General features: G+C 70.2%; 23 protein-coding genes. 12 read left to right on the forward strand and 11 right to left on the reverse strand.

Annotated elements, in window-relative coordinates:
* Positions 1 to 623 precede the first annotated feature (623 nt).
* Both ABT085_RS21510 and ABT085_RS21515 read right to left on the reverse strand, forming a co-directional pair.
* Entirely contained in the window at positions 624 to 1,031 is a 408-nt protein-coding gene (locus ABT085_RS21510) for a hypothetical protein (RefSeq protein WP_351610095.1), read from the reverse strand.
* Between the two features lie 155 nt (positions 1,032 to 1,186).
* Positions 1,187 to 1,552, reverse strand: coding sequence for a hypothetical protein (locus tag ABT085_RS21515; RefSeq protein ID WP_351610098.1), 366 nt, complete (start codon positions 1,550 to 1,552; stop codon positions 1,187 to 1,189).
* 214 nt (positions 1,553 to 1,766) lie between these two features.
* Between ABT085_RS21515 and ABT085_RS21520 the strand changes: the two genes are divergently transcribed.
* The 7 genes from ABT085_RS21520 to ABT085_RS21550 all read left to right on the forward strand — a co-directional run bounded on the left by ABT085_RS21520 (position 1,767) and on the right by ABT085_RS21550 (position 9,337).
* Entirely contained in the window at positions 1,767 to 2,000 is a 234-nt protein-coding gene (locus ABT085_RS21520) for a hypothetical protein (RefSeq protein ID WP_351610104.1), read from the forward strand.
* A gap of 14 nt (positions 2,001 to 2,014) precedes the next feature.
* Positions 2,015 to 2,239 carry a hypothetical protein gene (locus ABT085_RS21525; protein ID WP_351610106.1) on the forward strand — a complete coding sequence of 75 codons (225 nt, stop codon included), beginning with the start codon at positions 2,015 to 2,017 and terminating at the stop codon, positions 2,237 to 2,239.
* Positions 2,240 to 2,300: 61 nt separating this feature from the next.
* On the forward strand, positions 2,301 to 2,501 hold the full coding sequence (locus tag ABT085_RS21530) for a winged helix-turn-helix transcriptional regulator (RefSeq protein WP_502982771.1): 201 nt from the start codon (positions 2,301 to 2,303) through the stop codon (positions 2,499 to 2,501).
* A gap of 187 nt (positions 2,502 to 2,688) precedes the next feature.
* Positions 2,689 to 3,978, forward strand: a complete 1,290-nt coding sequence (locus tag ABT085_RS21535; protein ID WP_351610109.1) for a CHAT domain-containing protein — start codon at positions 2,689 to 2,691, stop codon at positions 3,976 to 3,978.
* A gap of 15 nt (positions 3,979 to 3,993) precedes the next feature.
* On the forward strand, positions 3,994 to 4,317 hold the full coding sequence (locus ABT085_RS21540; RefSeq protein ID WP_351610111.1) for a hypothetical protein: 324 nt from the start codon (positions 3,994 to 3,996) through the stop codon (positions 4,315 to 4,317).
* Entirely contained in the window at positions 4,314 to 4,931 is a 618-nt protein-coding gene (locus ABT085_RS21545) for a hypothetical protein (protein ID WP_351610114.1), read from the forward strand. The genes ABT085_RS21540 and ABT085_RS21545 overlap by 4 nt, the downstream gene beginning before the upstream one ends.
* On the forward strand, positions 4,928 to 9,337 hold the full coding sequence (locus ABT085_RS21550) for a tetratricopeptide repeat protein (protein WP_351610117.1): 4,410 nt from the start codon (positions 4,928 to 4,930) through the stop codon (positions 9,335 to 9,337). The genes ABT085_RS21545 and ABT085_RS21550 overlap by 4 nt, the downstream gene beginning before the upstream one ends.
* A gap of 43 nt (positions 9,338 to 9,380) precedes the next feature.
* On the opposite strand, the gene ABT085_RS21555 is transcribed toward ABT085_RS21550, so the two are convergent.
* The 4 genes from ABT085_RS21555 to ABT085_RS21570 form a co-directional block, all read right to left on the reverse strand.
* Entirely contained in the window at positions 9,381 to 10,172 is a 792-nt protein-coding gene (locus ABT085_RS21555; RefSeq protein ID WP_351610119.1) for an SDR family NAD(P)-dependent oxidoreductase, read from the reverse strand.
* A 932-nt stretch (positions 10,173 to 11,104) separates the two neighbouring features.
* Positions 11,105 to 11,431 (reverse strand): hypothetical protein, encoded by a 327-nt coding sequence (locus ABT085_RS21560; protein WP_351610122.1) that lies wholly within the window; start codon positions 11,429 to 11,431, stop codon positions 11,105 to 11,107.
* An 80-nt stretch (positions 11,432 to 11,511) separates the two neighbouring features.
* Positions 11,512 to 13,092, reverse strand: a complete 1,581-nt coding sequence (locus ABT085_RS21565; RefSeq protein WP_351610125.1) for an MFS transporter — start codon at positions 13,090 to 13,092, stop codon at positions 11,512 to 11,514.
* Positions 13,089 to 13,838 (reverse strand): SDR family oxidoreductase, encoded by a 750-nt coding sequence (locus ABT085_RS21570; protein WP_351610127.1) that lies wholly within the window; start codon positions 13,836 to 13,838, stop codon positions 13,089 to 13,091. The genes ABT085_RS21565 and ABT085_RS21570 overlap by 4 nt, the downstream gene beginning before the upstream one ends.
* Before the next feature lie 102 nt (positions 13,839 to 13,940).
* Here ABT085_RS21570 and ABT085_RS21575 point away from each other — a divergent pair, with 102 nt between their 5' ends.
* Positions 13,941 to 14,417: a winged helix-turn-helix transcriptional regulator gene (locus ABT085_RS21575; RefSeq protein ID WP_351610130.1), complete on the forward strand. Its 477-nt coding sequence runs from the start codon at positions 13,941 to 13,943 to the stop codon at positions 14,415 to 14,417.
* A 210-nt stretch (positions 14,418 to 14,627) separates the two neighbouring features.
* On the opposite strand, the gene ABT085_RS21580 is transcribed toward ABT085_RS21575, so the two are convergent.
* The 3 genes from ABT085_RS21580 to ABT085_RS21590 are packed head-to-tail and all read right to left on the reverse strand — an operon-like array spanning position 14,628 to position 17,472.
* Positions 14,628 to 15,329, reverse strand: coding sequence for a response regulator (locus ABT085_RS21580; protein ID WP_351610133.1), 702 nt, complete (start codon positions 15,327 to 15,329; stop codon positions 14,628 to 14,630).
* Positions 15,330 to 15,334: 5 nt separating this feature from the next.
* Positions 15,335 to 16,564, reverse strand: a complete 1,230-nt coding sequence (locus tag ABT085_RS21585) for a sensor histidine kinase (protein WP_351610136.1) — start codon at positions 16,562 to 16,564, stop codon at positions 15,335 to 15,337.
* 29 nt (positions 16,565 to 16,593) lie between these two features.
* On the reverse strand, positions 16,594 to 17,472 hold the full coding sequence (locus ABT085_RS21590) for a CPBP family intramembrane glutamic endopeptidase (RefSeq protein ID WP_351610138.1): 879 nt from the start codon (positions 17,470 to 17,472) through the stop codon (positions 16,594 to 16,596).
* 554 nt (positions 17,473 to 18,026) lie between these two features.
* Here ABT085_RS21590 and ABT085_RS21595 point away from each other — a divergent pair.
* Positions 18,027 to 18,299: a hypothetical protein gene (locus ABT085_RS21595; protein ID WP_351610140.1), complete on the forward strand. Its 273-nt coding sequence runs from the start codon at positions 18,027 to 18,029 to the stop codon at positions 18,297 to 18,299.
* 144 nt (positions 18,300 to 18,443) lie between these two features.
* Here the strand turns inward: ABT085_RS21595 and ABT085_RS21600 are convergent, their stop codons facing one another.
* Complete coding sequence (locus ABT085_RS21600) at positions 18,444 to 19,199, reverse strand: hypothetical protein (RefSeq protein ID WP_351610142.1); 756 nt, start codon at positions 19,197 to 19,199, stop codon at positions 18,444 to 18,446.
* 274 nt (positions 19,200 to 19,473) lie between these two features.
* Between ABT085_RS21600 and ABT085_RS21605 the strand changes: the two genes are divergently transcribed.
* On the forward strand, positions 19,474 to 21,564 hold the full coding sequence (locus ABT085_RS21605) for a HelD family protein (protein WP_502982772.1): 2,091 nt from the start codon (positions 19,474 to 19,476) through the stop codon (positions 21,562 to 21,564).
* Positions 21,565 to 21,606: 42 nt separating this feature from the next.
* Positions 21,607 to 21,891, forward strand: coding sequence for a DUF7336 domain-containing protein (locus tag ABT085_RS21610; protein WP_351610144.1), 285 nt, complete (start codon positions 21,607 to 21,609; stop codon positions 21,889 to 21,891).
* Positions 21,892 to 21,983: 92 nt separating this feature from the next.
* On the opposite strand, the gene ABT085_RS21615 is transcribed toward ABT085_RS21610, so the two are convergent.
* A complete protein-coding gene (locus ABT085_RS21615; RefSeq protein ID WP_351610147.1) occupies positions 21,984 to 22,889 on the reverse strand; it encodes an NmrA family NAD(P)-binding protein in 906 nt (301 codons plus the stop codon).
* Between the two features lie 330 nt (positions 22,890 to 23,219).
* Between ABT085_RS21615 and ABT085_RS21620 the strand changes: the two genes are divergently transcribed.
* On the forward strand, positions 23,220 to 24,134 hold the full coding sequence (locus ABT085_RS21620; RefSeq protein WP_351610149.1) for a universal stress protein: 915 nt from the start codon (positions 23,220 to 23,222) through the stop codon (positions 24,132 to 24,134).
* Positions 24,135 to 24,991: the final 857 nt, after the last annotated feature.

Genomic DNA, 24,991 nt, shown 5'->3' on the forward strand with positions numbered 1-24,991 from the left:
CGGCGACGGCGGTCACGGTCAGGGCCTTCTTCGGGCTGGCGATGCGACGGATGAGGGCGAGGGACACGGAGGCTCGCTTTCTTCGGGGACAGGGGAGTCGCTCGCTCGCCGGGGACCGTGTGTGTTTCCGGTCCTGGCATGCGTCGGCACCGTGACCCGGTGGGGGCCGTGGTGCCTGGCGACGTCCTCAAGACAACCAGCCCCGACCGATGTCCGCAATGACCCCTTTTACTAGTTGTGGCCGCATTCGGGTGTTGGCCGGTCTGTGTGAGCTGGCTCTCAATCCGCAGGTCGGAGCATGTGTCCGCTGCTAAACCTGTCCTTTTTTGTCCACTATCGCGGGTAGTGGGTGACGTGGGTCATGTGGGGTGCTTCACCGGTTCCGCGACACTGCGCGCACAGGAGCTCACGGAGCGAGTGCGGGAGGTGTGGCCGCGGTCTCGAAGGCGGCCCGATACGTGGGGCCGACGCCCGAGTGCCCCGCTCCTCAAGCGCGAGGCCTTGACCGTTGTCGGCCGGGTTGCCCGGCAGATGAGCCTGGATGACGTCCGCAGGGGCCTGCTGGCCGCGGTATGGGCCCCGAGTGGAGGCACGACAATGCAGGGCCCCAGCTTGCCGTCGTCTCAGCCGAACCCGATCCCGAGGAGCAGCGTCCCGATGGACGCCAGCGTGAGGCCCAGCGGGATCACGCTCACCCCGATGCCTACGCTGCGGCTCTTCCTCTTCGCGAGGTACCACGGCGCGCCCAGGGAGAGCAGCGCCAGCAGGAGCAGTACCAGGGCCGCGCCGAGTGCGGCCTCCGTACGCCCGCAGGGGTTGGCGGCGTTGCACGAGTCCAGCGCCATGGGGGACACCAGCAGCAGGAAGGCGGCGATGAGTTGGACCGGGAGCGCCGCCAGCGTTCCGACCAGCGGGGCGATCCACCACTTTCGCCGAGGCTGTGTCTGGTCGGCGGGAAAGTAGTCGGCCGTGGACGGCGATGGTGAAGAGGAGGCCTGTGTGGTGACCTGCGGTCTGGCGGGAGTGCTCATGGGCACAGTATGGGGTCCTGGTGAATATTCGGTGAAGGTCGGGTCGCAGGCTTCGCTCCGGCGTGGAGTCGTGTCTCGCATGGTCAGAAGCGGCCTCAGCCCGCGACACCTCCGCCCTTTGCAAGGCGCTGTTGGGACGCTTAGCCGGCGTGGCCTCAGATCCGGTCTGTCAGGTCATCGGCGTACACCTGTGACAGTGGCTGCGGGCCGACGTACTGCTGGCAGTTGCACTGCCCGGCCTCGTAGCGCAGCGGCTTCTTGTTCTCGTCCCAGGCTGTCGCGACCTCGACGCGTTCGTGGCATCGGCCCTGCTTGTCATGCTTGGCCAAGTGGTGCGTGCACCCGCACAAGGGTTCCGGTGCCTGGTGGGACGCCTCGACGGCGATACGTTCCTGCTGCGCCGCGTCCATCAGCTCCAGCTTGCGCTCGTGCCGGTTTCGCAGCGCGGTACGGACAGTGTCGACCACCCAGGCGAAGCCACCCGTCCAGAAGAGGATCAGCACCCACCAGAACCAGTCCATATCAGCCCTTCCCCCTGTGCGGCCGTGTGTCGGGCCGCCGCTGATCGACGTCGTTGCCAGGTACGCGCGTACCGAGGCATACGAGTTGAGAATAGACGGGTCCCGCGCCGGTGCAGGAGTGCGGTCCTGGTCCGAGCGGAGGGCGACGGGGGCTTCGTCTTGACGCTTCGTAAGCCGGAGGTGGCCGTCGCGTCGGGGTGCGTACTGTGACCGCGTGTCCTTCTTCGCCCTTTACGACGTCGAGCATTTTTACGGCGAGCCGAAGCCTGTGCCCGGGGCGTGCGTGTCCTTCGCTCCCGACAAGCTGATCGCCGCTCGTGAGCGCTCTGCCGGGCGACAGGTGGACCGACAGCCGGCCGGCGACGAGGGGCTGCTGGTGAACGAGATCGCCACTGATGTCGTTCAGTGGCCGTCCAGCCTGTGGCGCGTGGCCGATTTCGAGCGCTGACGACTCTCAGCAGTGTGATCACGGAGGTCGCCCGCCGGGTGGGCCCGCAGTTGTTCGGCCCGGATGACGAGGAAGAGGTCGAGGTGCTCACCGATCCGGCCTGGCTGCGGGCCTTCGGTGCGGCATACGCGGCCGCGTTGGCACTCGGAGCCCCCGAGTTGCTCACACCTCAGGAGAACGCGGTGCTCGCCCGCCGGTGGACCACCGTGTTCGGCTCACCTGTCCTGCCCGGACGATAGCGAGCACACCCCGGTCGGGACGCGGTCGAGTGTGCGGGACTGTTCGGGAATCTCGCAGCGAATGCTCAGCCTGACATTGTGGCAACTCGAACGCGATGGATTGTTGACCCGTACCGTCCACCCCAGTGTTCCCCCGCGCGTGGACTACACGCTCACCGAACTCGGCGCGACACTAATGGAATCCGTGTGCTTGGGGGTTGGGCCACCACGCATCGCCACGAGATCAACGGCAATCGAAACAGCTACGACGCCGCACACTTAACTCAGGTGCTGGCCTGAGAGGTTGTTCTCTCCGAGGTCGCGAGTGTGAAAAGTGCGTGGGTGTTCGCAGGAGGGAGACGTCGAAATGGTGCTCCTGTGACGAGAGATGTCTCGTGCGAATGGGATGGCGAGTGCTGAACATCTTTGTATTCCATACGTGTTCCGGCTGATCGGTTAGATTGGTGACTATGGTCGAGCCCCATTCAGCACAGAAGAAGGTGATCGACCGGCGCGTCGCTCTGGCGCGTGAGTGGGACGATCTCGTGGGCCGTGCCCGTTCGCTGGGCCCTGAATTCGCCGGCTTCCTCGATCCGCCGCGGCTGAGCGATCTGACACCGGATGCCGGCATGGGCACCGCAGTCCTGATCAACGTCACGCCGGAACGCTGCGACGCGCTCCTGGTCTCGGCCGGCGGTGTCCAGCCGGTCCCGCTGCGCGACTTGACCTTGCGCGAGGCCGCTGACCGGACGACCGCACACCTGGCGCGGCTTGCGCGTCTCGAGGCCGCCGCCGCCAAGCTGGTGCACACGGCGCACTGGGCCGGAGTCCGTCCGGCCGCCACCAACTTCGCGGCACATCATCGGGCCAAGACCGAGCTCCTCCGGGCACAGGAGGACGTCGACGGGCACCTGTCGGCGGATCTCGTGTGGCTGTGGGACGCGGTGACCGGGCCGGTGCTCGAACAGGTCTGCTCCGACAGCGGCCCCGGGCGTAGCGACACCCGGGTCTGGTGGTGCCCGACCGGTCCGCTGAGCTTCCTGCCGCTGCACGCCTCGGGGCACCACGACGGCAGCGGCGTGAGCGTGCTCGACCGGGTGACCTCCTCCTACACGCCGACGCTTCGTGCGCTCGCGCTCGCGGCGCAGCCACCGCGCGGGGAACGGCACCAGCGGATGCTGGCGGTCATCGTCGAAGACCTGGCGGGTCAGCCGCCGCTGCCGCAGGCCGAGGCCGAACTGGAGCTGCTCCGTGAGCTGTTCCCCGGCGATCTGCTGACCGTCCTCGACGGCCGGGCGGCGACCCGGGCCGTCGTGCTGGACGCGCTGCCGCACCACCGGTGGGTGCACTTCAGCTGCCACGGCCGCCAGAACCTGTCCACCCCCTCACGAGGCGGGCTGCTGCTTGCCGACGGGCCACTGACGGTGACCGAACTGGGCCGAGGCCGGTTCGACGGCGAGTTCGCCTTCCTGTCCGCCTGCATGACCGCGACCGGCGGCGTCCACCTCAGCGAAGAGGTCGTCACGCTGGGAGCAGGACTTCACTACGCGGGATTCCGGCACGTCCTGGCGACCCTGTGGTCGATCGACGCGGATGTCGCGGCAGACCTCGCACACCAGATCATCAGACCGCTGGTGACGGACGGCCGACTCGACCCGAGCGACACCGCCGCCGTCGTCAACAAGGCGGTCCGGTCGCTCCGTGCACACTTCCCGACCGAGCCCAGCAGATGGGCGCCCATCATTCACACCGGCCCCTGACGCTCTGGAGCGAGCTTGAGCCACCTGGACTACCTCCCCGTCACGGACGACACCTTCGCGACGACCGCGGCATCGACGTTCACCGCGAAAGTCGTCTCGGCGGGTACGACGGAACTGACCGGCCCATGCCCTCGGTGCGGAACGACCATCCGGATCCCCGTGGTCTCCGGCATCTACAAAAGCTTCCGCCTGCCGCGACGGCGGCACGTCACGCCCGCGCCGGCCGCCCGGCTCGAACCCGTGATCTGCACCTGCGACGACGACCATCCGGGACGACCCGAGGGCGATGTCGGGTGCGGCGCGTTCTGGACCTTCCGCCTCGAGCCGGACGCGCAGTGAACGTACGACTGACGGCGGGGGGATCCGCCGATGCCGCCGTCGGCGCCAGTGCCCGCCAGCGCCACAACGCGCTGCGCACCGAGTTGCCGAGGGTGCGCGCCGCGGCGCTCGCCTGGCGCAACGGCGTAGCCGGCCTGCTGGCGGGCCTGGTCGGCTTCAGCGCGATCCGCGGCCGCTCGGAGATCGACAAGGTGGCGACGCCCTGGGACGTGGTGGCAGGCGGACTGCTGCTCGGAGCGCTCACCGTCGGCGTGGCGGGAGCGCTCTGGGCACTGCGCGCCTGCCACGGGCCGACCAGGTCGACCCCGGTGGACTCCACGACCTCCGCCGTGACGCAGGACCACGTGATCGCCGAGGCCGCGTTGCTGGACCTGAGGCGCGGCATCGCCGGAACCCTCCTGTGCGGGGCCCTCCTGGTCGGGGCCATCGCGGTCACCTGGTACGCCCCTGCCCGATCCGACCCCAGACTCCGACTCCAGATTCCTGGCGCGGTGGTGTGCGGAACGAACGCCGGGACGGATCACGGCACGCTCACGCTCGACACGGACGCGGGGCCCGTGCGCGTGAACCTCGCCCAGGCGCTGACGATCCAGGCGGTGGCAACGTGCCCGTGAACCGGGATGACGAGATGCGCGACCGCGCGATCGAGCGCCTGCGCAGTCGCATGGACGACATCGCGGACCCCGAACTCCGCGCCGCCGCTCTCGGGTACCTGGCGACACTCCTCGAAACACGCTCGGGGGAACCGGGAGACCTCAGCCAGGCCGCCGACGCGTTGCGCGAGAGCGTACGGCTGACCGGCGATCCACAGACGCGGGGCAGGTACCTCTACAACCTGGGTGTGCTGCTGCAGACCACCGCCGACAGGACGCAGAAATTCTCGGCGTTGGCGGAGGCCGTCGATGCCTACCGGATGGCACTGCCGCTCGCCGACGCGGAGATACGCCGTGACTGCCGGCACAACCTGATCCGCGCCCAACTCGGGCTGGGCAGGATCGCCGACCGCCCCGACCTGGCCCGGGAGGCGTTCGACATGGCTCGGGCGTGGCTGGCCGAAGGACGCCTGGAGCCCCGCGTCGAGTCCGGGGTCTGGGACGCGGTGATCTGGGGGCTCCAAGAGCCATGGGCAACGCTCGACATGTGCCTCGACGTCCTGGACAGGGCCCGCGAGAACTCCGACCTCCCCGGACCGGACGCCGTGCGTGGCGAACGGTTCCACCGGTTGTCCTGGATTCTGCTCCGCGTCGAAAAACTGACGGGCGACGCCGGGTACGCCGCCGAGGCGGTGCGGGCCGGCCGGAGCGCCGTCGCGCTTCTGCCTCCAGGCCCGACGACGGACCCCGGGCATGCCGAGGCGACACTCGCCGACGCACTGCGCGTGGACGGCACCCACCGGCGTGATCCCGACGTACTCGAAGAGGCGGTGCGGGTCTCGCGCTCGTTCCTCGCACGCTTCGCGACCGGGGATCCCGACCACGCCAGGGCGAGCGGTCGGCTGGCCGCAGCACTGCTCGCCCTGGACCAGGCGGCGCGCGACGACACACCTGCCCGGGAGGCTGTCGGGCACGCGACGGCGGCCGCCGAGAGGGCGACGGATCCGCAGGAGCTGACCGGTGCACTGCCGACCCTCGCCGAGGCCACGCATCGCATGGCGCTCACGTCCGACGATCCTGGACTCGTGGACGCCGCCGTCGATCACTACCGGCAGGCACTCACCCGACCCCGGGATCGGAGGGGCAGGGTGGCCGTTCTGCTGAACCTCGCCGAGCTGTTCTTCCATCGTGCCAAGCGCCGGGAAGCAACCAGGACCGCCGACCTCGGCGCAGCGATCGCGGCCCTCTCCGAAAGCCTCGCGCTGATGCCCCCCGGGCATCCGCGCCGACGGCAGGCCGCCACCACGCTCATGGGCTCCTACACCTGGCTGTTGTCCATCGAAGACTCGGACCAGGTCCTCGACGAGAGCATCGCCGCCGGGGAGAGCCTCGCGGCCTGGGCGTGCCAGGATCTGTCGGACGGGCTTGCTTCGCTCTGCCTGCTCGGTCTGATCGCCGGCTACCGCATGCGGTACGAGCGGCACCACGACAGGTCCGATCTCAGCCGGGCCGTCGAATGGGCGGAACGCGCCCACGCGACGATCCTCGACGACCTTCCGGACCCCGCGGCGTTCCTTAGCACTCTGGGCGTCACCATGCGTATGCGCTACGGCATGACCGGTTCCGCGGAGGATCTGACCAGGAGCGTCGACTACGGCGAGCGCGGGCTGTCCCTCGCCACACCGGGCGATCCCGCCCTGCCCGAGCAGTTGGCGCATCATTCGGCGAACCTCCGTGAACGGTTCCACGCCTTCGGCGAACCCGACGACATCGCGCGCGCCGTGGACCTCACACGGCAGGCATACGATCAGATGCCGCAGCCCAGCCCCGTCGTCCTCACGCATCTCGGAGCGGCGCTCTGCGAGCGGTACCAGGCGTACGGAGACGACGCAGACCTCAATGCCGGCATCGAGGCCTACCGGGACGGTCATCGGGCGATCCCAGCGCAGGAGCGATCGGACGACAACACCCTCGTGGTCCTGCACAATCTCGCGGTCGCCCAGGCACAGCGCTACGCACGGCACGGCATCCCGAGCGACCTGGACGACGCGATCGAAGCCACCGAAGACGTGATCGCAAGGACACCGCGAACGCATCACGAGTACGCCGTCCGGTTGAACACCCTCATCCAGGTACTGAGTCACCGCTCGGCCCTGCCCGGTCACAAGAAGGACCTCGACCGGGCCATCACCTATGCGCAGCAAGCCGCACAGACGTCCCCACCGGAATCGGCCGTGCACCACACGACGGTCGCCGCGCTGCTCGGGCTGTTCGCGGCTGCCGGGCGCACCGCGCGAAACGCGCGCTCCTTCGACGAGACGGTGACGCTAGGACTGCGCATCGTCGATGACGGCGACAGCGGGAACCCCGGCTGGGCGGCTGTGGCACACAACACCGGCCTTGCCCTCCTCAGCCGTTCGACGGATTGCTGTGACGCCGAGGATCTGAGCAAGGCGATCGACATCCTCCGCGTCGACGCTGCGAGCAGTTCCGCCAGTGCCGCACTGTCGGCGCTCAGGCTCGGCGAGGCGCTGATCCACCGGGCCCTGGCCGACGACGACGACGCAGACCGGGCGGAGGCTGCGAGCGTGCTGTGGCAGCTCGCCTGCCAGGACACGGCGCCCGCCCGGATCAGGTTCCACGCCGCACGCTCCTGGCTGACGGTGGCGGACCGCGCATCGCCGGATCTGCCCGAGCGTCTCGACAGGATCACGGGTCTGTTGTCACTGTCCGCGTGGCGGGGTTCCTCCCGGGCGGCGCAAGAGTCCTGGCTGGTCACCCATCGCGGGTTCCCCGCACAGGCGGCCCGGATCGCACTGGAGGCGGACCGGCCTGATATCGCCGTGGAGCTGATGGAACAGGGGCGCGGAGTCCTGTGGTCGCAACTGCTGGAGCTGCGCACCGATCTGGCGCGGATCGCCGACGTCGATCCGCAGCTGGCCGCCCGTATGACCGAGGTGCGCGCCGGCCTGGACGAGCTCGCCTTCCTGGACGACGGTCCCTTCGAGGAGCCGGCCGAGGCGGAGCCGCATGCCCCGGACCGGGCGGAAACCCTGTCCAAGGCACTCGAACTGCTCGCGCTGGGTGACAGGGCGGGGGCCATCGGGCTTCTCGGGCCGTTGGCCGACGCCGACGATCCGGAGGCAGTCGCGATGGTGGAGACGTTCACCGGCGCGATGCGGCTGGCGTCCGAAGACATCAGCCAGGCCAAAGCCGCCTTCCTGCGATCGATGACCTTCGGCGCGGGGCACTTCGCGGTCAAGGCGGCCAGGACGCTCGGTGACATGCTCGGCGGCGAAGGGGACTTCGACGGATGTGCCACCGCCTACGAGCGGGCGCTCGCCCTGGACGACGGCGGCGCGTCGGCATCTTGGACGCGGGACGCCCTGCGGTGGCTGGCGGCCCGCAAGGGCAGAAGGGTGCAGGCTCCGCCGGCCATCGACCACATGATCCTCCTGAGCGATCCGCAGGCACGAGCCCGCGCAGCCGACGAACTGTTCCGGCACGGCGAGGACGCCGAACCACTCGTAGTGCTCGATTGGGCCGTACGAGAGATGCCCGACATCGCCCATGACACGCTGCTCGGTGCGCTAAGGGCCCGCCTCGGTGACTACGTCGGAGCACGGAAGGCTCTGGAGTCCGCCCTGGCCGCACCGGATCCCCAGGCCGCGGGACGCGCAGCCCTGTGTCTTGGTGACCTGTGCGTGTCGGAGTTCACCGTGGCGGAGGCCCGGGACGCCTACCAGCTCGCCCACGACGGTGCGGACCCGCAGACGGCGGAACTCGCACGAGACCGGCTGGCGGCCGTCGCATCGGCCGAAGAGGCTGCGGTGCCCAGCGACCTGTTCGACTTCGGCCGGTACGTGGCTCACCGCCAACCGGCGGCCCAGGCCCTCGAGGCGCTGACGGCCTCCCTCGCCGCAGGAGACGTACGTGCCAGGACCCACTACTACCTGGCCGAGGTGCAGCAGCGGCTCGGCGGCTTCGACGTACCCAGGACGCTGCGCCGGGCCATGGCTCTGGCCGGACCCGACGAGACCGCGCTGACCGCGCTCTGCCGGGCCTGGTTGCGGGAAAAACGCGGAGACGGAACAGAGAGCCGCAAAGCCTACGAGTCCGCGTACCGCATGGCCCGCACCAGCGGCGATACCGAAGCCGCCGCGCTTGCGGCCACCGCGCTGGCGGAGTCCCTCGCGGCGGCGGGAGACCTCGACGATGCCGTAGCCGCGTATGAACGGGCGGTGGAGACGGGGCACGCACAGCACTCCCCGGCGGCGGCTTTCGACTTCGCGCTGCTGCTCGCCCGGCACAACCGGAAACCCGAGGCCGGGCAGGTCTACCGGCAGGTCATCGCGACCGGGCATCCCGTGCAGAGTCGAATGGCGGCGATCAACCTGCGCCGGATGGGTGAGAACAGAACCAGCTGATGCCGTCCACGGACCGCGCAGCCGCACGGCCGAGCGGGTCCGGTCAGGGGATGATGCTGCTCACCACGCCGCCGTCGACGCGTAGTGCGGCGCCTGTGGTGGCGGAAGCGCCGTCGGAGGCGACGTATCGGACGAGGCTGGCGACCTCTTCGGGTCGGATTAGCCGTCCCAGCAGCGAGGTGGGGCGTTCCTCGGCGATGAAGCGGCGTTCGGCCTCGTCGAAGGGGATGCCGTCGCCGACGCGGTCGGCGATGAATACCTCCACACCAGGGGTGAGGGTGGGGCCAGGCAGGACGGTGTTGACGGTGACGCCGGTGCCGGCGACCTCCTGGGCGAAGCCGCGGGCGACGGCCAGCTGGGTGGTCTTCGTGGCGCCGTAGTGGATCATCTCCTTGGGGGTGTTGATGGCCGACTCGCTGCTGACGAAGACGACGCGGCCCCACCCGCGCTGCACCATCCGGGGAGCGTAGTGGCGGGTGAGCCGGACGCCGCTGAGGACATTGGTCTCGAAGAAGCGAACCCATTCCTCGTCCGTGATCTCGAACGCGGGTCTCGCCTCGAAGATCCCGGCGTTGTTGACGAGGACATCCACGTCCGGCACGGCGTCGGTGAGGATGCGGGCGCCTTCTGCGGTGCTGACGTCGGCGGCGACAGCGCGGATCTCGCCGTGTGCGTCGGTGGCACGGATGCGTTCGGCAGCGGCGTCGGTGCGCTGGGGGTCACGGCCGTTGACCACGACGTCGGCTCCGTCGCGGGCGAAGGCGGCGGCGATCGCTTCGCCGATGCCGGAGGTGGAGCCGGTGACGAGTACGGTGCGGCGGGGTGCTGCGTTCACGGGAGTGCCTCCTGGGCTGGTGGAAGTCGTCCGGGCTTCCCGAGCCGCACCGGTCGCGGCTTTGACTTCGGCGAACAGCTGGCGGGGCCGGCCTCGCCAGAGCAGCCCACGTCTGGTGACGCTAGAGCGCCGCAGCGGTGGACGCATCCCGGGAAGGGGCGTGGGCGGGCACCGTCTTGATCATGCTGCCGGTCGGTGGCGTACCCGGTTCAACGGCCCGTGCGGACCGGTTCGGGCGGGGCTGTCATGGCGATCTCCTGCGCTGACCGACCGGCTGGCACAGGGGTCGCGAACGGGTGCGGCTCGATGGGCTCGGCTGTCGTGGGCCGGCTACGGGCTCGGTTGATGGCGGGACAACAGTGTCAAGGTCCTGACGGACACCAGCCATCTGGTGTCCCTGCTCTGGCTGTTCATCACACGCCTTCACGACCACATCAAAGACCTGGCCCGGCAGTGCAACGCCCTGCTGGAGCAGCCGGACGCGGACCGCACGGCTCACCGGCCCCCAGCACTCGCTGGCACAGGCCAGGCAACGCCAGGAAGCCGCCGAGCGTGAACGGGCTGCTGCGGAAGTCGGCCGGGACGCGGTCCGCGCCGTTGCGGAGGCCGCCGACCGGACGTACCGCGGTCTGCAGGCCGAGATCGGTCAACTGCAAGCCCTGCGTGACCAATCGGGGCGGCGAGTGTTTCCTGCGCCTGCAGCCGATCACGGCCACTTCGACTGCGACGACATCGGCAGCGCCTTCGACAAGGCTCGAGCCGTACGCGAGAGCGCCGGCCGGCTGACCGCGGCAGCCCTGCACAGCCTGCACCGAGCCGCCGGCGAACTCCCGCCCACGGCGAGCAACCGGATGGCGTACCGCGTGGCAGCGACGTCCCACTCGGTCCTGGCCGCGCTGCGCCGCGGCGAGCCGTACCGCCGTTCGTGCTTGTCAGTCCGCCGGATGTGCTCCCTCCAGGACGGCCCGCAGCCGCCTGATCTCCTTGACCAGGCGTGGCACGTCCTGGCGCGCGCCGACGATGAACTCGATGTCTGCGTCGGTCTGGGCGTCCGCTCCGACGACCTCGTGGCCGCCGGTGGCGCGAGTCAGGTAGATCTCGTCGTCTTCCTCCGCATCGGCGCGAAGCTGGATGAAGCTTGTGCCGCCGATGCTGTGCCGGCTTTCCATCCAGCCGACCCACGGACCCGGTGTGGCGGCGCCGACGCGTCGCTCGATCGCGGAGAGCTCTTCCTCGGACAACACCTCGTCGGGCTCCATGATCGAAAGCGTCTCCCGGTGCTCACGGCGTGTCCAGACCACGACAGCACACCGTCCAAGATCTCAAGGCGGGACAGGCCTCAGGCAGCGGGCCGGTGGCGGACGAAGAGCAGCGTGGGCACGGTCACGGCTGCGACGGCGATGGCTGCGACGAGCAGAGCGGTGTGGTACGCGTCGGTGAAGGCGTGGTGCACGGCGTTGTGGACGAGACCGGCGATCTCGTCGGGCAGGGTTCCGGTGCGGGATCCGTGTTCGGCGCCGTTGACGATCCGGTCGGTGGTGTCGGCGGGCAGGCCGGCACCGGTGAGCCGGTCGGTGAGGTTGCTGGTGAACTGGCTGGTCAGGATGGTGCCCAGGATGCTGGCGCCGAGGACGTTGCCGAGCTGGCGGAACATGTTGACGGCTGAGCTCGCCATGCCGGCCTTGTGCTGGTCGACGCTGGTCAGGGCGGCAGCGGTCGAGGGTGCGACGAGCAGGCCGCTGCCGATGCCGACCGCGGCGAGTCCGGGCCAGAGGTGGCTGAAGTCGGGCTCGGGCAGGGTGGTGAGGAGCAGGAAGATGCCGCCGGACATGATCACGGCACCGAGGGCGAGGAGGAACTTGAACCCGATGCGGTGGACGAGCTTGGCGGCGAGGGGGCTGATCACGATGAACGGGACGAACATCGCCAGGATCCGGACCGAGGCGCCGAGGGCCGTCAGGTCCTGGGAGTGCTGGAGGTAGAGGACCGTCAGCAGCGCGGTGCCGGTGAACCCGAACATGGTGAGGGTGGCGACGCCCATGACGGCGCTGAACGAGCCGGAGGCGAACAGCCGCACGTCCATCATCGGGTCGTGGTGGCGGGCCTCGTAGAGGGCGAAGGCGATGACCGTGGCCGCGGCGGTGGCGTAGGAGCCGAGGATCACCGGAGAGGTGTAGCCGAGGGACTTGCCCTCGATGATGCCGAAGGTCAGGCTGCCGATGGCCAGGGTCGCGAGCGCGATGCCCACCGGGTCGAGCCGACGCTGCGGGTGACGGCTCTCCGGGACCAGGCGTGCGGCGCCGGCGACGGTGACGACCGCCAGGGCGACGTTGATCAGGAACACCGCGTGCCAGGAGTACGCCTGGAGCAGGAACCCGGAGCCGAGGGGGCCCAGCGCGAGGCCCAGGCCGGAACTGCCGGCCCAGATGGAGACCGCTTCGGTGCGCTCCTTGGGGGTCACGAACAGGTGGGTGACCACGGCCAGGCCGGCCGGCAGGACCATCGCGCCGCCGACTCCCATGACGGCCTGGGCGGCGATGAGGACTCCGGCGGAGCCGGCGGTGAACGCGGCCAGGCTTCCGGCGAGGAAGAACACGGCGCCCGCCGTGAACACCAGGCGGCGCCCGATGCGGTCGGCCAGGGTGCCTGCGGCCAGGATGAGGGTGGCCACCAGGAGGCTGTAGGCGCTGGTGATCCACACGATCTCGGTCGCGTCGGCGCCGAGGTCGGTCTGGATGGAGGACAGGGCGCCGATCGTCGAGGAGACGTTGACGAACGCCATCATCGTGCCGACGCAGATGACCGCGAGCGCCGCCCAGCGGTGGCGTGCGGGTGCGGGGTGGCCGGTGCGGGGAGCACCGGCCATGGCGCTGGGGCCGGCCGGGAGGGTGGCCGTGGGGGCGGTCTGCTGGTTGGTCACTGGGCATCCTCCGCGACCGGTGCCTGCTGACCGGGTGCGGTGGGTGCGAAGGGGGCCGTGGCGGCGAAGGCGCCGGTGGTCAGCTGCGGCAGCAGGGCGTGCATGTCGGCGGTGAGCTGATCGGCGAAGACCTCGTCGGCATCGGCTTCGAGTGCGTCGAGGATCCGCCCGGCGATGTCGGCGGGGCTGGACTTGTCGACGTCGAGGCCCGCGGTCATCGGGGTGTCGACGTAGGCGAAGTGCGCGCCGACGACCCGGGTCGACTGCCCTGCGAGCTCGGCGCGCAGGGCGTTGGTCAGGCCCCACAGCGCGGTCTTCGTCGGCGCGTAGGAGCCGGGGACGGTCAGCCAGCTCAGCAGGGAGTGGACGTTGACGACCGCTGTTCCGTCGCGGCCGGCCAGGGACGGGGCCAGCGCCCGTACGAGCGCGAGGGGGCCGAAGAGATTGGTCTCGTAGGTGCTGCGGATGTCCTCGAGATCCGAGGTCAGCAGCGAGGGGGCACCGGACGCGCCGGCGTTGTTGATCAGCACGTCGACGTCGGTTGCCAGGGCCGAGGCCGCCGCGATGTCTCCGGCGTCGGTCACGTCCAGCAGCAGCGGCACGACCCGGCCGTCCTGCCAGGACACCTCGCGGCGTGCGCCGGCGTACACCTTCGCCGCCCCGCGCTGCAGCAGCTGCTGTACCAGCTCGGTCCCGATGCCGCCGCCGGCGCCGGTCACCAGCACCACCTTGCCGTCGATCCGCATGACGCTCACTCTCCCAGATCTAGCTTTAATCAACTGAAGTCAGAGTGACCGTACCATGGTGACTTCAGTACAGTGAAGTCAAGGTCGGAGGAGGGAGAGGTCATGCATCTGCTGGAACCGCTGTCGGACCGAGAGGGCTGGCCCATGACGGGCCGGTGCCCCGTCGAGAAGACGATGAAGATCATCGGCTCGCGCAATGCGATGCTCACCATGCGCGAGGCGTTCTACGGGACCCGCCGGTACGACGACTTCGCCGCCCGGGTCGGGATGTCCGCGGCGACCACCGCGTCGAACCTCAGGACACTCACCGAGGCCGGACTCCTGGAGCGCCGCCCCTACCGCGACGAGGGCTCCCGTACCCGTGACGAATACGTGCTGACCCAGGCCGGCACCGACCTGATGCCGGTCGTCCTCGCTCTCCATGCCTGGGGCATCCGCTACGCGAGCGATCCGCCGCCCATCGAGCTCACCCACGTCGACTGCGGAGAGCCCGTCGAGATCCACGTCACCTGCCGCGCCGGCCACCAGCTCTCGGCCGACGACATCGCCGCACGCATCGCCAAGCCTTCCGGCGCATAGTCCGGCAGGCTCTGAGTGCTCCCATCCGCGTGAGACGGCAGCCGAAGTCCAGCCGTGACCCCGGCTGGGCCGGCCTCGACGTCCGGGGAGGCGACCGCCGTCACCGGAGCCGGCCGGGCAGGCATGCCGCGGACCGGCGCAGGCCGGCACCGCCGGTCCGCTCGGGGGCGTGGATCACGTGCGGCGATGTCCGGCCATGCCCGTGCCGCTTCAGCCGGTGCCGGTCACGAGCCCGACCCGGTAGGCGAGGACGACCGCCTGGACCCGGTCGCGCAGGCCGAGTTTCGTCAGGATGCGCGACACATACGTCTTGACCGTCTCGGGGGTGATGAACAACCGCGCGGCGATCTCCGCGTTCGACAGGCCCTCGGCGATCGACTCGAGCACCTCCAGTTCGCGCGGAGTCAGGGCGCGTACGACGTCGTCCCTGGCCGGCCGGGCGGTGTCGGCGGGACGCAGGTGTTCGGCGAAGTGGCCGATGAGGTGACGGGTGACGGCGGGCGCCAGCAGGGCCTCGCCCGCGGCGACCGTCCTGATGCCGCTCACCAGAGTGGCCGGAGGCGCGTCCTTGAGGAGGAAACCGCTGGCTCCGGCGCGCAGCGCGTCGTAGACATAGGCGTCGACGTTGAACGTGGTGACGACCAGTACCCTCGGCGCGGACTCGGCACCGGGACCGGCCAGTTGCCGGGTCGCCTCGATGCCGTCGAGCAGCGGCATCCGGATGTCCATCACGACCACGTCGGGGCGTAACCGCCGTGCGGCCTCCACTGCTTCGCGGCCGTTCTCGGCCTCCCCGACGACGTCCATGTCGGGCTGCGCGGAGAAGATGGTGACGTAGCCGGTCCGCACCAGTGCCTGGTCGTCGCAGACGAGTACACGGATCGGCGGCGGTGCATCGTTCGCGGGGGGCACAGGGGTCACTCCTGAACGGACTTGGACGGAATCGTGGCGCGGATCTCGAACCCGCCCTCGGGCCGGGGTCCGGCCTCCAGTTCACCATTGACCATGCGCACCCGTGCACGCAGCCCGGCCAGCCCCCGTCCGCCCGCCGGGCCCGGCTTCCGCGTGACCGGTGCGGCCGTCGGCGAGTCGTCGGGGGCGTCGGTGCTCACCCCTATCTCGATGCGTTCCTCGCCGTGTTGGACCACTACCGTCGTCGGCTGCCCGGTCGCGTGCTTCATCGCGTTGGTGAGCGCCTCCTGCACCACGCGGTACGCGGCCAGTTCCACGTCCGCAGGCTGCGGTCGCCGCTCACCCTGTTCCCTGAACTCGACCGGCTGGCCTGCGCTGCGGGCCTGTTCCACCAGGTCACCCAGGCGTCCCAGGGTGGGGGCACGGTCCGTATGCGCGGGGTCGGCGCCCGGGGAATCGCCGGTCGCCTCCAGTACGCCGAGCAGATGTCGCAGCTCCGTCAGCGCCCGGCGGCCGGTGTCGCTGACGGCCGACAGCCCCTCGCGGGCCCGCTCGGGCGCGGACGTGAGCAGGAACTGCGCGGCGTCCGCCTGGACCACCATCGCCGTCACATGGTGGGTGACCACATCGTGCAACTCACGGGCGATCCTGGCCCGTTCGGTGGCCGTGGCCACCTCGGCGGCCAGCCGCCGCCGCTGTGCCTCTTCGATTCGCCTCGTGCGCACGGTGCCGCCCACCAGCCAGATCACGGTCAGAGTCAGATAGAACGCGAGATAGTCGGGGGCGCCCAGCGGGGAGCCGAGACGGTTCAGGACGACGGCCAGTGCGGCGTAGGCGGCGCTCGCCACGGCAGCCGAACCAAGGCGCAGGCGGACCCGGTGGGCCCCGGCCGAGTACACGGCGAGATACAGCCCCAGGCTGCCGAACGTCGTTGCGAAGCCCAGCGCCTGGTACACGGCGAACGCGCAGCCGACGACGCCCAGCGTGCCCGCCGGCCACCGGCGGCGTGCCGCCAGCGGCAGGGTCTGGGCCAGGATCAGCCCGAAGCTCAGTGCGCCGGCCGGCCGCTCGGGCAGATCGCCGATCTGCGCCCCGATCTTCGACAGGGTCGGTACGAACGCCAGCACGGCGAGCAGCAGGGCGCACAGGCCGTCCTTGTGGGAGTCGGCCTGCTTCTGCCACCAGCCGAGCGGCGCCCGGAGCTCGGGACGGCTCCAGGGCGCCTGACGGGACATCACTTCTCGTTACCTCCGGTCGGCGGCTGTCAGTGCCGGGCGCTGCGCCGGGGCAGCAGACCGCCGCCGCGGCGAGCGCGGACGGCCATCTGGACGGTGATCAGCACACTGATGAGGATCGGCACGATCGACGTCTCCAGACCGAAGGTACCGCCGGTGAGCAGAGCCGGGCCGTGGGTGTCGACGGTGAACAGGCCTTCGGGGGTGTGTCCGGACACCGGGATGCCGAGCAGTTGCTCGACGGTGTTCCAGACGAAGTGCAGCCCCACGACGAACCAGATGTTACGGCGCCACAGGAAGGACGCTCCGAGCATGGCGCCCGCCTCCACGGCGATGGCCAGGGCGCTCCAGGCGGAGGCTCCCGGGGCGCTCAGGTGGGCGATGCCGAAGAACAGCCCGGTGATCACGACGGCGGCCCGGCTGCCCCACATCTCTTCCAGAGCCTGCAGGGCGAAGCCGCGGAACATCAGCTCCTCGGTGACCGCGGCGCCGAGCTGCGCCACGACCGCAGACCACACCACCGACAGGAAGCCGTTGCCCGCCCAGGAGAACGAGTAGCCCCCGAACGCGCTGATCAGGAGCGTGGAAACGAGGATGAAGCCCAGGCCGATCGCACCGCCGAGCAGCGCCTGGCGGCCGGCTCCCCGCCGGGCGATCTCCGGCGTGGGGCGGCGTGCGACGAAGCGCATGACCGCCCAGTACACGGCCACCGCGGCGGCCGCGCCCAGTACCGGCACCGGACCGGGGCCCGTCGCGGTCAGGCCCGAGACGAGGCCGACGCCGACCATGCCCGTCAGCATCCAGCCGAGCGGAGAGCGGACGAACCGGCCGATACGGCCGCCTCGGCCTCCTCGGCCCTTGTCCCGGCCGGGACTTGTGTCGTGCTGTGCGCCGGCAGTCGTGTCCATGGTGGCCTCCCCTGTGGTGGTGGTCGCACCGGTGGCGACCTGAGGACCACGCTAGGAATCCGCGGAGGTCCGCGAATCACCCGCGCATGGACAACTCCGGTAGCTCTCACGGGGGATGTGCCGCACCCGCCGGTCCGTTCAGCGCTCGGCCTCAAGTCCGCTCCGGCGCATGCCGGTAAGTCGGCCTGTCGGCCCGTCAGACGGCGGACGACGACCCGCTCGATGCCCACCGAACATGTCAACGCCTCGCCGCGGGGGCGGCGTTCCTGCCGTCGCTGCGATCGCCGCAGGTGGAGCCGCGTTCCCGCTGCGGCGTATCAAAGGTGACGATCAAGCTCTCTTCCCCTATGCTGCGGCTTGCACATACGGGGGGCGGCTGGCCGTGAGGACACTGGCACCGTGACATGTGCGCATCAGTCACGTCATCTCAGCTTGTGCTTCAGCATGCCGCCAGGCGTCCGCGCCTGTGCATGACTGCTGCCAGAAGTTGCCCGCAAGGGGTTCGGATCGGCGCGTCCCCCCGGTCCCACGGTCATCGGAAGGCAGAGAAAGTCATGGCAGAACGGCAGTACCTCGGTCAGGGCACCAACACGTCCTGGGAGAAGTTCTGGTACGTCCTGGGTTGCATCTACTTCGGTGCCGCCTACTTCCAGAAGGTCCCGGTGAAGAAGGCGCTGAGCGAGTACGGGCTGGTCGAGATGACCGGGGCCGAGAAGTTCTGGTACGTCGTGCAGTGCATATTCTTCGGCGCCGGCTACTTCGCGAAGGTCACCATCAAGCGAGCACTGTCCGAGGTGCGGAACGCCGGCGGGATCCCCACCGTCTGACACCGCCCGGACGAACATGTGCCCGTGGGCCCGGACCGCTCCTCTCGGTCCGGGCCCACGGGCCGTCACCCGTGACGTGTACGTCGAGGAACCTTCCGTACTTGCCGAGGACGCGCGCGCCTCGCCCCGCCCCGGCGAGCACGACTACGAAGGCCCCGTCCGATCGGCGAGCTCACCGAAGTCGAGGTCGTCGCCCCATGCGTCCAGCACCGCACCGTGTCCGGCCTCTCGGACAGCCCTCTCGACCAGGGCGAACACGTGCCGCTGCAGGGATACCTCGCCCGTTGCCGAGATGCGGTCCACGGCACCGAGCAGCGCGTCGGTGTCCCAACCCGGCAGCGGGTACCGGGCGAGTTCCCACTCCAGGTACTTGTTGTAGGGGCGGGGGCGACGGTGGAGAGCGAACAGCAACTCGAGCAGGAACCGCATACTGTCGGCCGCGTCGAGACGGGCGGCCAGAGCCCGGCCGTCCCGGTGGTTCTTCACGGAGCGGTAGAGGGAGTTGACGTAGGCGTCGAGCCGTCCGGCCGAGGCACGGAACGCCTCGTCGGCGTCCAGACGGCCCAGGTCGGCAACGATGCGGGCGATGCCTCCGTCGAGCCGGTCGAGCACGACCCGCGCACGGGCGAGGGCATAGCGTTCCCAGTCAGGCAGCCCCGCCCCGCAGAACTCGCTGAGAGTGACGACCACGAGGTCGAGCTCGGCGCTGCGGTGGCCCGCGAACCGGGTCAGGCCGCTCCCGGCGCCGTCGGCGAGGACCACGTACAGGTCGTGGTCGGAATGCGGGGTGATCATGCCGTCGTGGGCCCGGGAACCGTTGAGGACGAGACCGACGACGGCTGAGTCGGCGGCAGCGAGCTCGACGAACGCGTCGTAGGTGAGGGGCTGCTGAGCAGTCATGGTGCGGATCTCCGGTGAGGTGATGACGGGTATGCCTGCCGGGGCGGCCTCGTGACGAGGCGCCCTGCACCGTCCGCGGCTGCGCACGGCCGCCGCCCGGGAGATCAACGCACGTCCGGACTCTATCGCCCGGCCGGGCCGGGGGCCGCGCTCTCGATGCGAGCGAACTGGTGGCGAACGGGACTTGGGCGGCTGATGCAGACAACTAAGTCAAGCCTTACTTTCATGGCAATTGATCTGCATAGTGGAGGGCCGAGTCGAGAGGAGCACGGCTTTGCCGCAGTTCAACCAGCGTGCCGTGGGACAGGTCGAGGTGGAGCAGGCCCATGTGTCCGCGATGTACGGGCTGCTCGACGAACGGGTGGCGGATGTCCGGGCCCAGCTGGACGACGTACTGAAGTCGTCGGCCGACAGCGCGGGAGAGGTGTACGCGCGTGATGTGGCCGCACAGCGTCTGGCGCAGCAGGTGCGCCGGCTCACGGGGGCGGAGGAGGGGCTGGTCTTCGGCCGGATCGACGGCGCGGACGGCACGGTCCTGCACATCGGACGGCTCGGTCTGCACCTGGACGACCGGGACCTGCCGCTGCTCCTCGACTGGCGGGCGGAAGCGGCACGGCCCTTCTACGCGGCGACAGCCGTCCACCCGATGGGGTTGCGGCGACGTCGCCACCTGCGGGTGGAAGAACGGGCCGTGTGCGCGGTGAGCGACGAGCTGCTGGACGGATCCGTGCCCGCGGCCGGCGACATCGTCGGCGACGGTCCGTTGACGGAGGCGCTGGAGGCGCGGCGTACGGGGCGGATGCGGGCGGCGGTGGCGACGCTGCAGGCGGAGCAGGACGAGATCGTCCGTTCCCCGCATCGGGGGGTGACGGTGGTGCAGGGCGGCCCGGGCACGGGCAAGACGGTGGTCGCGCTGCACCGGGCGGCGTACGTGCTGTATGCCTTCCCGCGCGCCGCCGAGCGCGGTGTCCTGGTGCTCGGGCCGAACGCGCGGTTTCTCGACTACGTCTCGCGCGTGCTTCCCTCGCTCGGGGAGAACGACGTGTCCCTGGCGACGTGCGGGGAGCTGGCCGAGGTGGTGACCGCCGCTGTCGAGCCGTCCGATGTCGCACGGCACAAGGGCGGCTCCGCCATGGCCGAGGCGCTGGAGGGCCTGGTACGTTCCCGGCAGGCGCCTGCGGATGCCCGGTTCGCGGTACGTGTGGGCCAGGAGTGGGTCATTCTGACGAGCGCGGAGGTCGCGGTGGCCCGAGAGGCCGCGGTGGCGAGCGCCCTGGCGCACAACCGGGCGCGTCAGGTGTTCAAGGAGCACCTGATCGGCATGGTCACGAGCACCCTGGAGCGTGGCACCGCCGAGGCCCTCGCGCATATCGACGCCGAGATCGCTGCCATCACCGGCCTCGACCTCGATACCGCGGCCGCGGCCGACCTGCGGGCACTCGGCTTCGACGGTGCGGCAGCCGCCGATCCGGCCGAGATGTTCGATGCGCAGGCTCTGCGCGCGAACCTCATGGACGACGCCCACGCCGAGGGAGCGGTGGAGTCCCTCTGGCCTCGGCTGACGCCCGAGACGGTCGTATCGGCCCTGCTGGGGGACGCCCGCACCCTGGCCACGTATCTGCCCTCCCTCGCCGATGACGAACGCGGCAGGCTGCTGCGCTCTGCCGGTGCCCCGTGGACGGATGCCGATGTGGCGCTGCTGGACGAGGCGGCAAGCCTGGTGGACGGGCCGCCGGAGCGAACGTTCGGGCACGTCGTCGTCGACGAGGCACAGGAGCTGACCGCCATGCAGTGGCGGATGGTGCTGCGTCGGTGCCCGGCCAGGTCGATGACGCTGGTGGGCGACTTCGCCCAGGCGGGTCCCGCGACGGCGGCGAGCGACTGGTCCCAGGCACTGGGCCCGCATCTCGGCTCCCGGTTCACCCTGCACACCCTGACCGTCAGCTACCGCACCACCCAGGAGATCCTGGCCACTACACGCGACCTGCTCGCGCGGATCGCTCCTGGCCAGACGCCGAGCCGCTCCATCCGCCACGGCGAGCCTCCCCGCCGTCTCACCGCGCGTCCGCACACACTCGCCGCCACCGTGGCGAGTGAGCTCCAGGCCCAGGCCGCAGCGCATCCGGGCGACCTGCTTGCCGTGATCTGCGCGGATGCCCGGCTCGATGACATGGCGTCGACCGGCATCACACGGTGGGCGCGACTCGTGCCCGCATCCGAGGCCCGCGGCCTGGAGTTCGACGGGTGCGTCGTGGTCGGACCGCAGGAGATCACCGAGGCTCGGCCCAGCGGCGAACGCGACCTGTACGTCGCTCTCACCCGTGCCACCAAGAGGCTGTGCCTGATCACCTTCGATTCCACGTGACCACGGGCCTCCACGAACTCAAGTGCTGATAGCTTCGCGGCCATGATCGTGTATCCGCTGTGGCATGTCGGCCACCAGAACGAAGCCGGCGTCGACGGCTCGACCGTGCACGTCGATGAGAGCGGCGTGTTCTGCGACGAGTCGGACGGCGACGACGTAAAGCTGCTCGGTATCTACTCGACCCTTGAACGGGTCGAAGAGCGTGTGCGTCAGGCTCGACTGCTGCCGGGCTTTCGCGATGAACCGGAGTGCTTCTACTACGACCCCTACGAGCTCGACGAGGACACATGGACCGAGGGCTACGTCCGAGTTCCACCGGGTGAGTAGGCCCGTGCGCGGAATCTAGGGGGCTGCCGTTCCGTGGTCACATGAGCCCCAGGGCGTCAGGGCCGCCGCGGCGGCCCTGACGGTGAGCGGCTTCAGTGAGTGAACAGCTCGGGGTTCTCGCGGACGAAATCGGCCACTCCTGCGGCGGGCCGCCCGGTGACCTCCGCCATGCCGTCCGCCTGGCGGTCGTAGCGGCCGGCCGCGTGCAGGCGAGCCATGGTGGAGATGTGCTGGAAGACATGGTCCGGCAGTCCCAGCGCCCCGAGATCGTTGTCGAGCCATTCCTGCAGCGGGACGTCGGTGCAGCCGACCGTGCGGTGCAAAGCGTCGGAGATCTCCGCGGCAAAGGCGGCGGCGTCCTGTGATCGAGGACCGGTCAGCTCATAGACCTGGCCGATGTGCCGGGCCGGGTCGGCCAGAATCTCCTCGACGACCGCGGCGACGTCACCGGCCGCGATCGGGGAGGTTTTCGCCTCGCCGAAGGGCCACCTGATGGCGCCATCCTTGGCGATCGAGGAAAACACGGTCCGGAAGAGCGGGTTCTCCATGAAGACGGTGGGCCTGACCTCGACCACGGGCAGGCCTGACCAGTCGAGGACCTGCTCGACCAGCCACTGCTGACGATGCTGATGCGACTCGGAGCCGCTGGTGGCGTCCATCTCGGAGATGGTCAGCTGCGACATGTTCACGAACGCCTCCAGTTCTCCGTAGGCGCGCGCGACCGTCGCTGTGGTCACGGCGGCCAGCAGATACTGTGCCGAGACGGCCATGCCGAAATACATCCGCCCGCAGCCGTCGAGGGCGTCGGCGACATCACGGGCCTGCGTCAGATCTCCGACCACGACCTCGGCGCCGGTGGCGCGCAGCGCCTGGGCACGGTCGTCGTCCCGGTGGACCAGAGCACGGACCTGGAGTCCCCGGCGCCGCAGGCCCTGGACCACGGTCCTGCCGACGGCCCCGACGCTGCCCGCGGCACCGGTCACGAGAATGGGCCGCACGCCTGCCTCCGGGCTGTTGTCAATGAGGGCAGCCTGCGACCCGCACCACCGGGGCGCAACCGGGGCCCAGTCCCCTGACCACGCCAGGGAATGCTGCTGCGGCGACCGGATCCCCGCGGACGGAGATCCGGGTGAGTCCGTCCGCGGCGACCGACGACCAGCTGCTGCGGGCGAAGAGCCTGGCCTGCGTCCCGAAGACAGCAGAATGGGAACCCTCGATGCCCAGATGGACCAGCCCGGGGGCCGGTCGGTCCCGATCCGGGACCAGTGGCCCCTGCACGCGGAAGCGCGCCTGGACGACTCTGGAATCGGATCCCTTGTCTTTGGGAGGTGGAGATCGTGCTCCGTACCGTCATCGTGGGTCTCGACGGCTCGCCGGAGAGCCGTGCCGCCACGGAGTGGGCGGCCCGCGAGGCGAAGCTGCGCAGCCTGCCGATGAAGATCGTCCATGTGTGGGAGCCGGTACCGGAGCCGATGGCTCAGGCCCCTCTCCTGGGAGGCGAGACCCAGCAGCACTGGACGGAGCGGATTCCCCGGGAAGCCGCCCAGGGCGTCCGGCTGCGTCACCCCGGCGTCGAGGTGCACACGGAGCAGGTCTCGGGTCAGCCCGGCGCCGCACTGGCCGAGGTGGCCGGGAACGCCGAGCTCCTCGTCCTGGGTTCCCGGGGCTTGGGCGGGATCGGCGGATTCATGGTCGGGTCGGTCGGCCTCTCCGTCGTCGCGCGCGCGGACTGCCCCGTCGTGCTGGTCCGCGCTCTGGAGGCGGCCGCCGACGAGCACGAGATGGATCCGGCGGGCATCCCGTCCGCGGCGAGCCCCTTCCGGCCCGTGGTGCTCGGCCTCGACGTCGAGCACCCCGACGAGACGCTCATCGGCTTCGCCTTCGACGCCGCCAGGCTCCGCGACACCTCCCTGCGGGTCGTGCACAGCTGGAACCCGCCTGCCTACTATGCGTACGGCCCGAGCGCCGATCCTGCCTTGCACGAGGCACTGGCCCACACCGACGCCGAGGCCCTGGCCGAGGTGCTGCGACCCTGGCGGACGAAGTATCCGGACGTCGAGGTCGTCGAGGAGTCCCGGTACGGCAGTGCGGTCGTCCACCTTCTGGACGCAGCGAGCGAGGCCTCCCTCGTCGTCGTGGGCCGACGCCACCGCCGCAGTCCGTTCGGCGCCCACATCGGACACGTCACGCACGCGGCCATGCACCACTGCACCGTCCCCGTCGCAGTCGTACCCCACGGCTGACCCCTCGTCGCCACCCGCGTGAGGAGAGGACAGCCATGAAGGCCCGGGCGCAGGCGCCGGCACCGTGCCACGCCGACCCGCACGCGGCCCACGGCGGCCGGCCGGTGCAGCCGACCCCGCGGTTGGTCCCCGGGCCCGGCATCCCGTACGACCTCGACGGGGTGTTCCGGCTGCACGCCACCGGGCGCACCCCGGCCGCCCGCGAGGCTCACCCCCGTCGGTGGTCGGAGCCCGGTGCAACCGCGGACACCTCGGACTCCAGCTGGGCCGCGTCGCCCACACGGTGCTCAACCGCTCCGCCTGCGCCGTCGCCGTCGTACCCGTGCGGGCGTGAGCGAGGTGGCCGGCCGTCAGAGACCCGCCTCCTGGCCGGAGCGCAGGTCCGCAGATCCGTCGTGCGCAGCACGTCGGTTCAGGAACCGTGCGCTCGTGAGCAGCCGTTCGCCGACGAGTCAGGCGATGTCGCCGTCGGCGAGGGCGGCGGTCGTCACGGCCGGGAGGGCCGGTTCTCGCCGTCGGGACGCGCCTGGGGCGGGCCAGGCGGTGCAGTCGCGCTGCGAGAGCGGAGTGGTCCGTTGAACACCGAGGTGGATCCGGCAAGGCGCCCCCGGATCCGTCTCCATCCCATCGAGGCATCCGGTCAGGGGGGAAGGGGACGTCCGGCCCTGTTCTCGGGCCGGACGGATGGCGAGGGAAAACCTCAGAAGAAGCTGAGAGGTTCCTGTGCCAGGCTGACGCGCCCGATCGACACAGGGAACCCCAACCTGCTGGAGGATTTCGCAGATGAGCCTGTTCAACGGCCTGCCCGCTCACATACTGCTCGTGCATTTCGTCGTGGTCCTCGTTCCCCTGACCGC

This window comes from Streptomyces sp. NPDC002265 (genome assembly GCF_040296125.1).
Lineage (GTDB): Bacteria > Actinomycetota > Actinomycetes > Streptomycetales > Streptomycetaceae > Streptomyces.

What these genes read in the sequence shown, in the direction of transcription:
- ABT085_RS21510 (WP_351610095.1), bottom strand. Translation starts at nt 1,031, where the DNA reads ATGAGCACTCCCGCCAGACCGCAGGTCACCACACAGGCCTCCTCTTCA.
- ABT085_RS21515 (WP_351610098.1), bottom strand. Translation starts at nt 1,552, where the DNA reads ATGGACTGGTTCTGGTGGGTGCTGATCCTCTTCTGGACGGGTGGCTTC.
- ABT085_RS21530 (WP_502982771.1), top strand. Translation starts at nt 2,301, where the DNA reads ATGCTCAGCCTGACATTGTGGCAACTCGAACGCGATGGATTGTTGACC.
- ABT085_RS21535 (WP_351610109.1), top strand. Translation starts at nt 2,689, where the DNA reads ATGGTCGAGCCCCATTCAGCACAGAAGAAGGTGATCGACCGGCGCGTC.
- ABT085_RS21560 (WP_351610122.1), bottom strand. Translation starts at nt 11,431, where the DNA reads ATGGAGCCCGACGAGGTGTTGTCCGAGGAAGAGCTCTCCGCGATCGAG.
- ABT085_RS21570 (WP_351610127.1), bottom strand. Translation starts at nt 13,838, where the DNA reads ATGCGGATCGACGGCAAGGTGGTGCTGGTGACCGGCGCCGGCGGCGGC.
- ABT085_RS21575 (WP_351610130.1), top strand. Translation starts at nt 13,941, where the DNA reads ATGCATCTGCTGGAACCGCTGTCGGACCGAGAGGGCTGGCCCATGACG.
- ABT085_RS21585 (WP_351610136.1), bottom strand. Translation starts at nt 16,564, where the DNA reads ATGTCCCGTCAGGCGCCCTGGAGCCGTCCCGAGCTCCGGGCGCCGCTC.
- ABT085_RS21590 (WP_351610138.1), bottom strand. Translation starts at nt 17,472, where the DNA reads ATGGACACGACTGCCGGCGCACAGCACGACACAAGTCCCGGCCGGGAC.
- ABT085_RS21595 (WP_351610140.1), top strand. Translation starts at nt 18,027, where the DNA reads ATGGCAGAACGGCAGTACCTCGGTCAGGGCACCAACACGTCCTGGGAG.
- ABT085_RS21600 (WP_351610142.1), bottom strand. Translation starts at nt 19,199, where the DNA reads ATGACTGCTCAGCAGCCCCTCACCTACGACGCGTTCGTCGAGCTCGCT.
- ABT085_RS21610 (WP_351610144.1), top strand. Translation starts at nt 21,607, where the DNA reads ATGATCGTGTATCCGCTGTGGCATGTCGGCCACCAGAACGAAGCCGGC.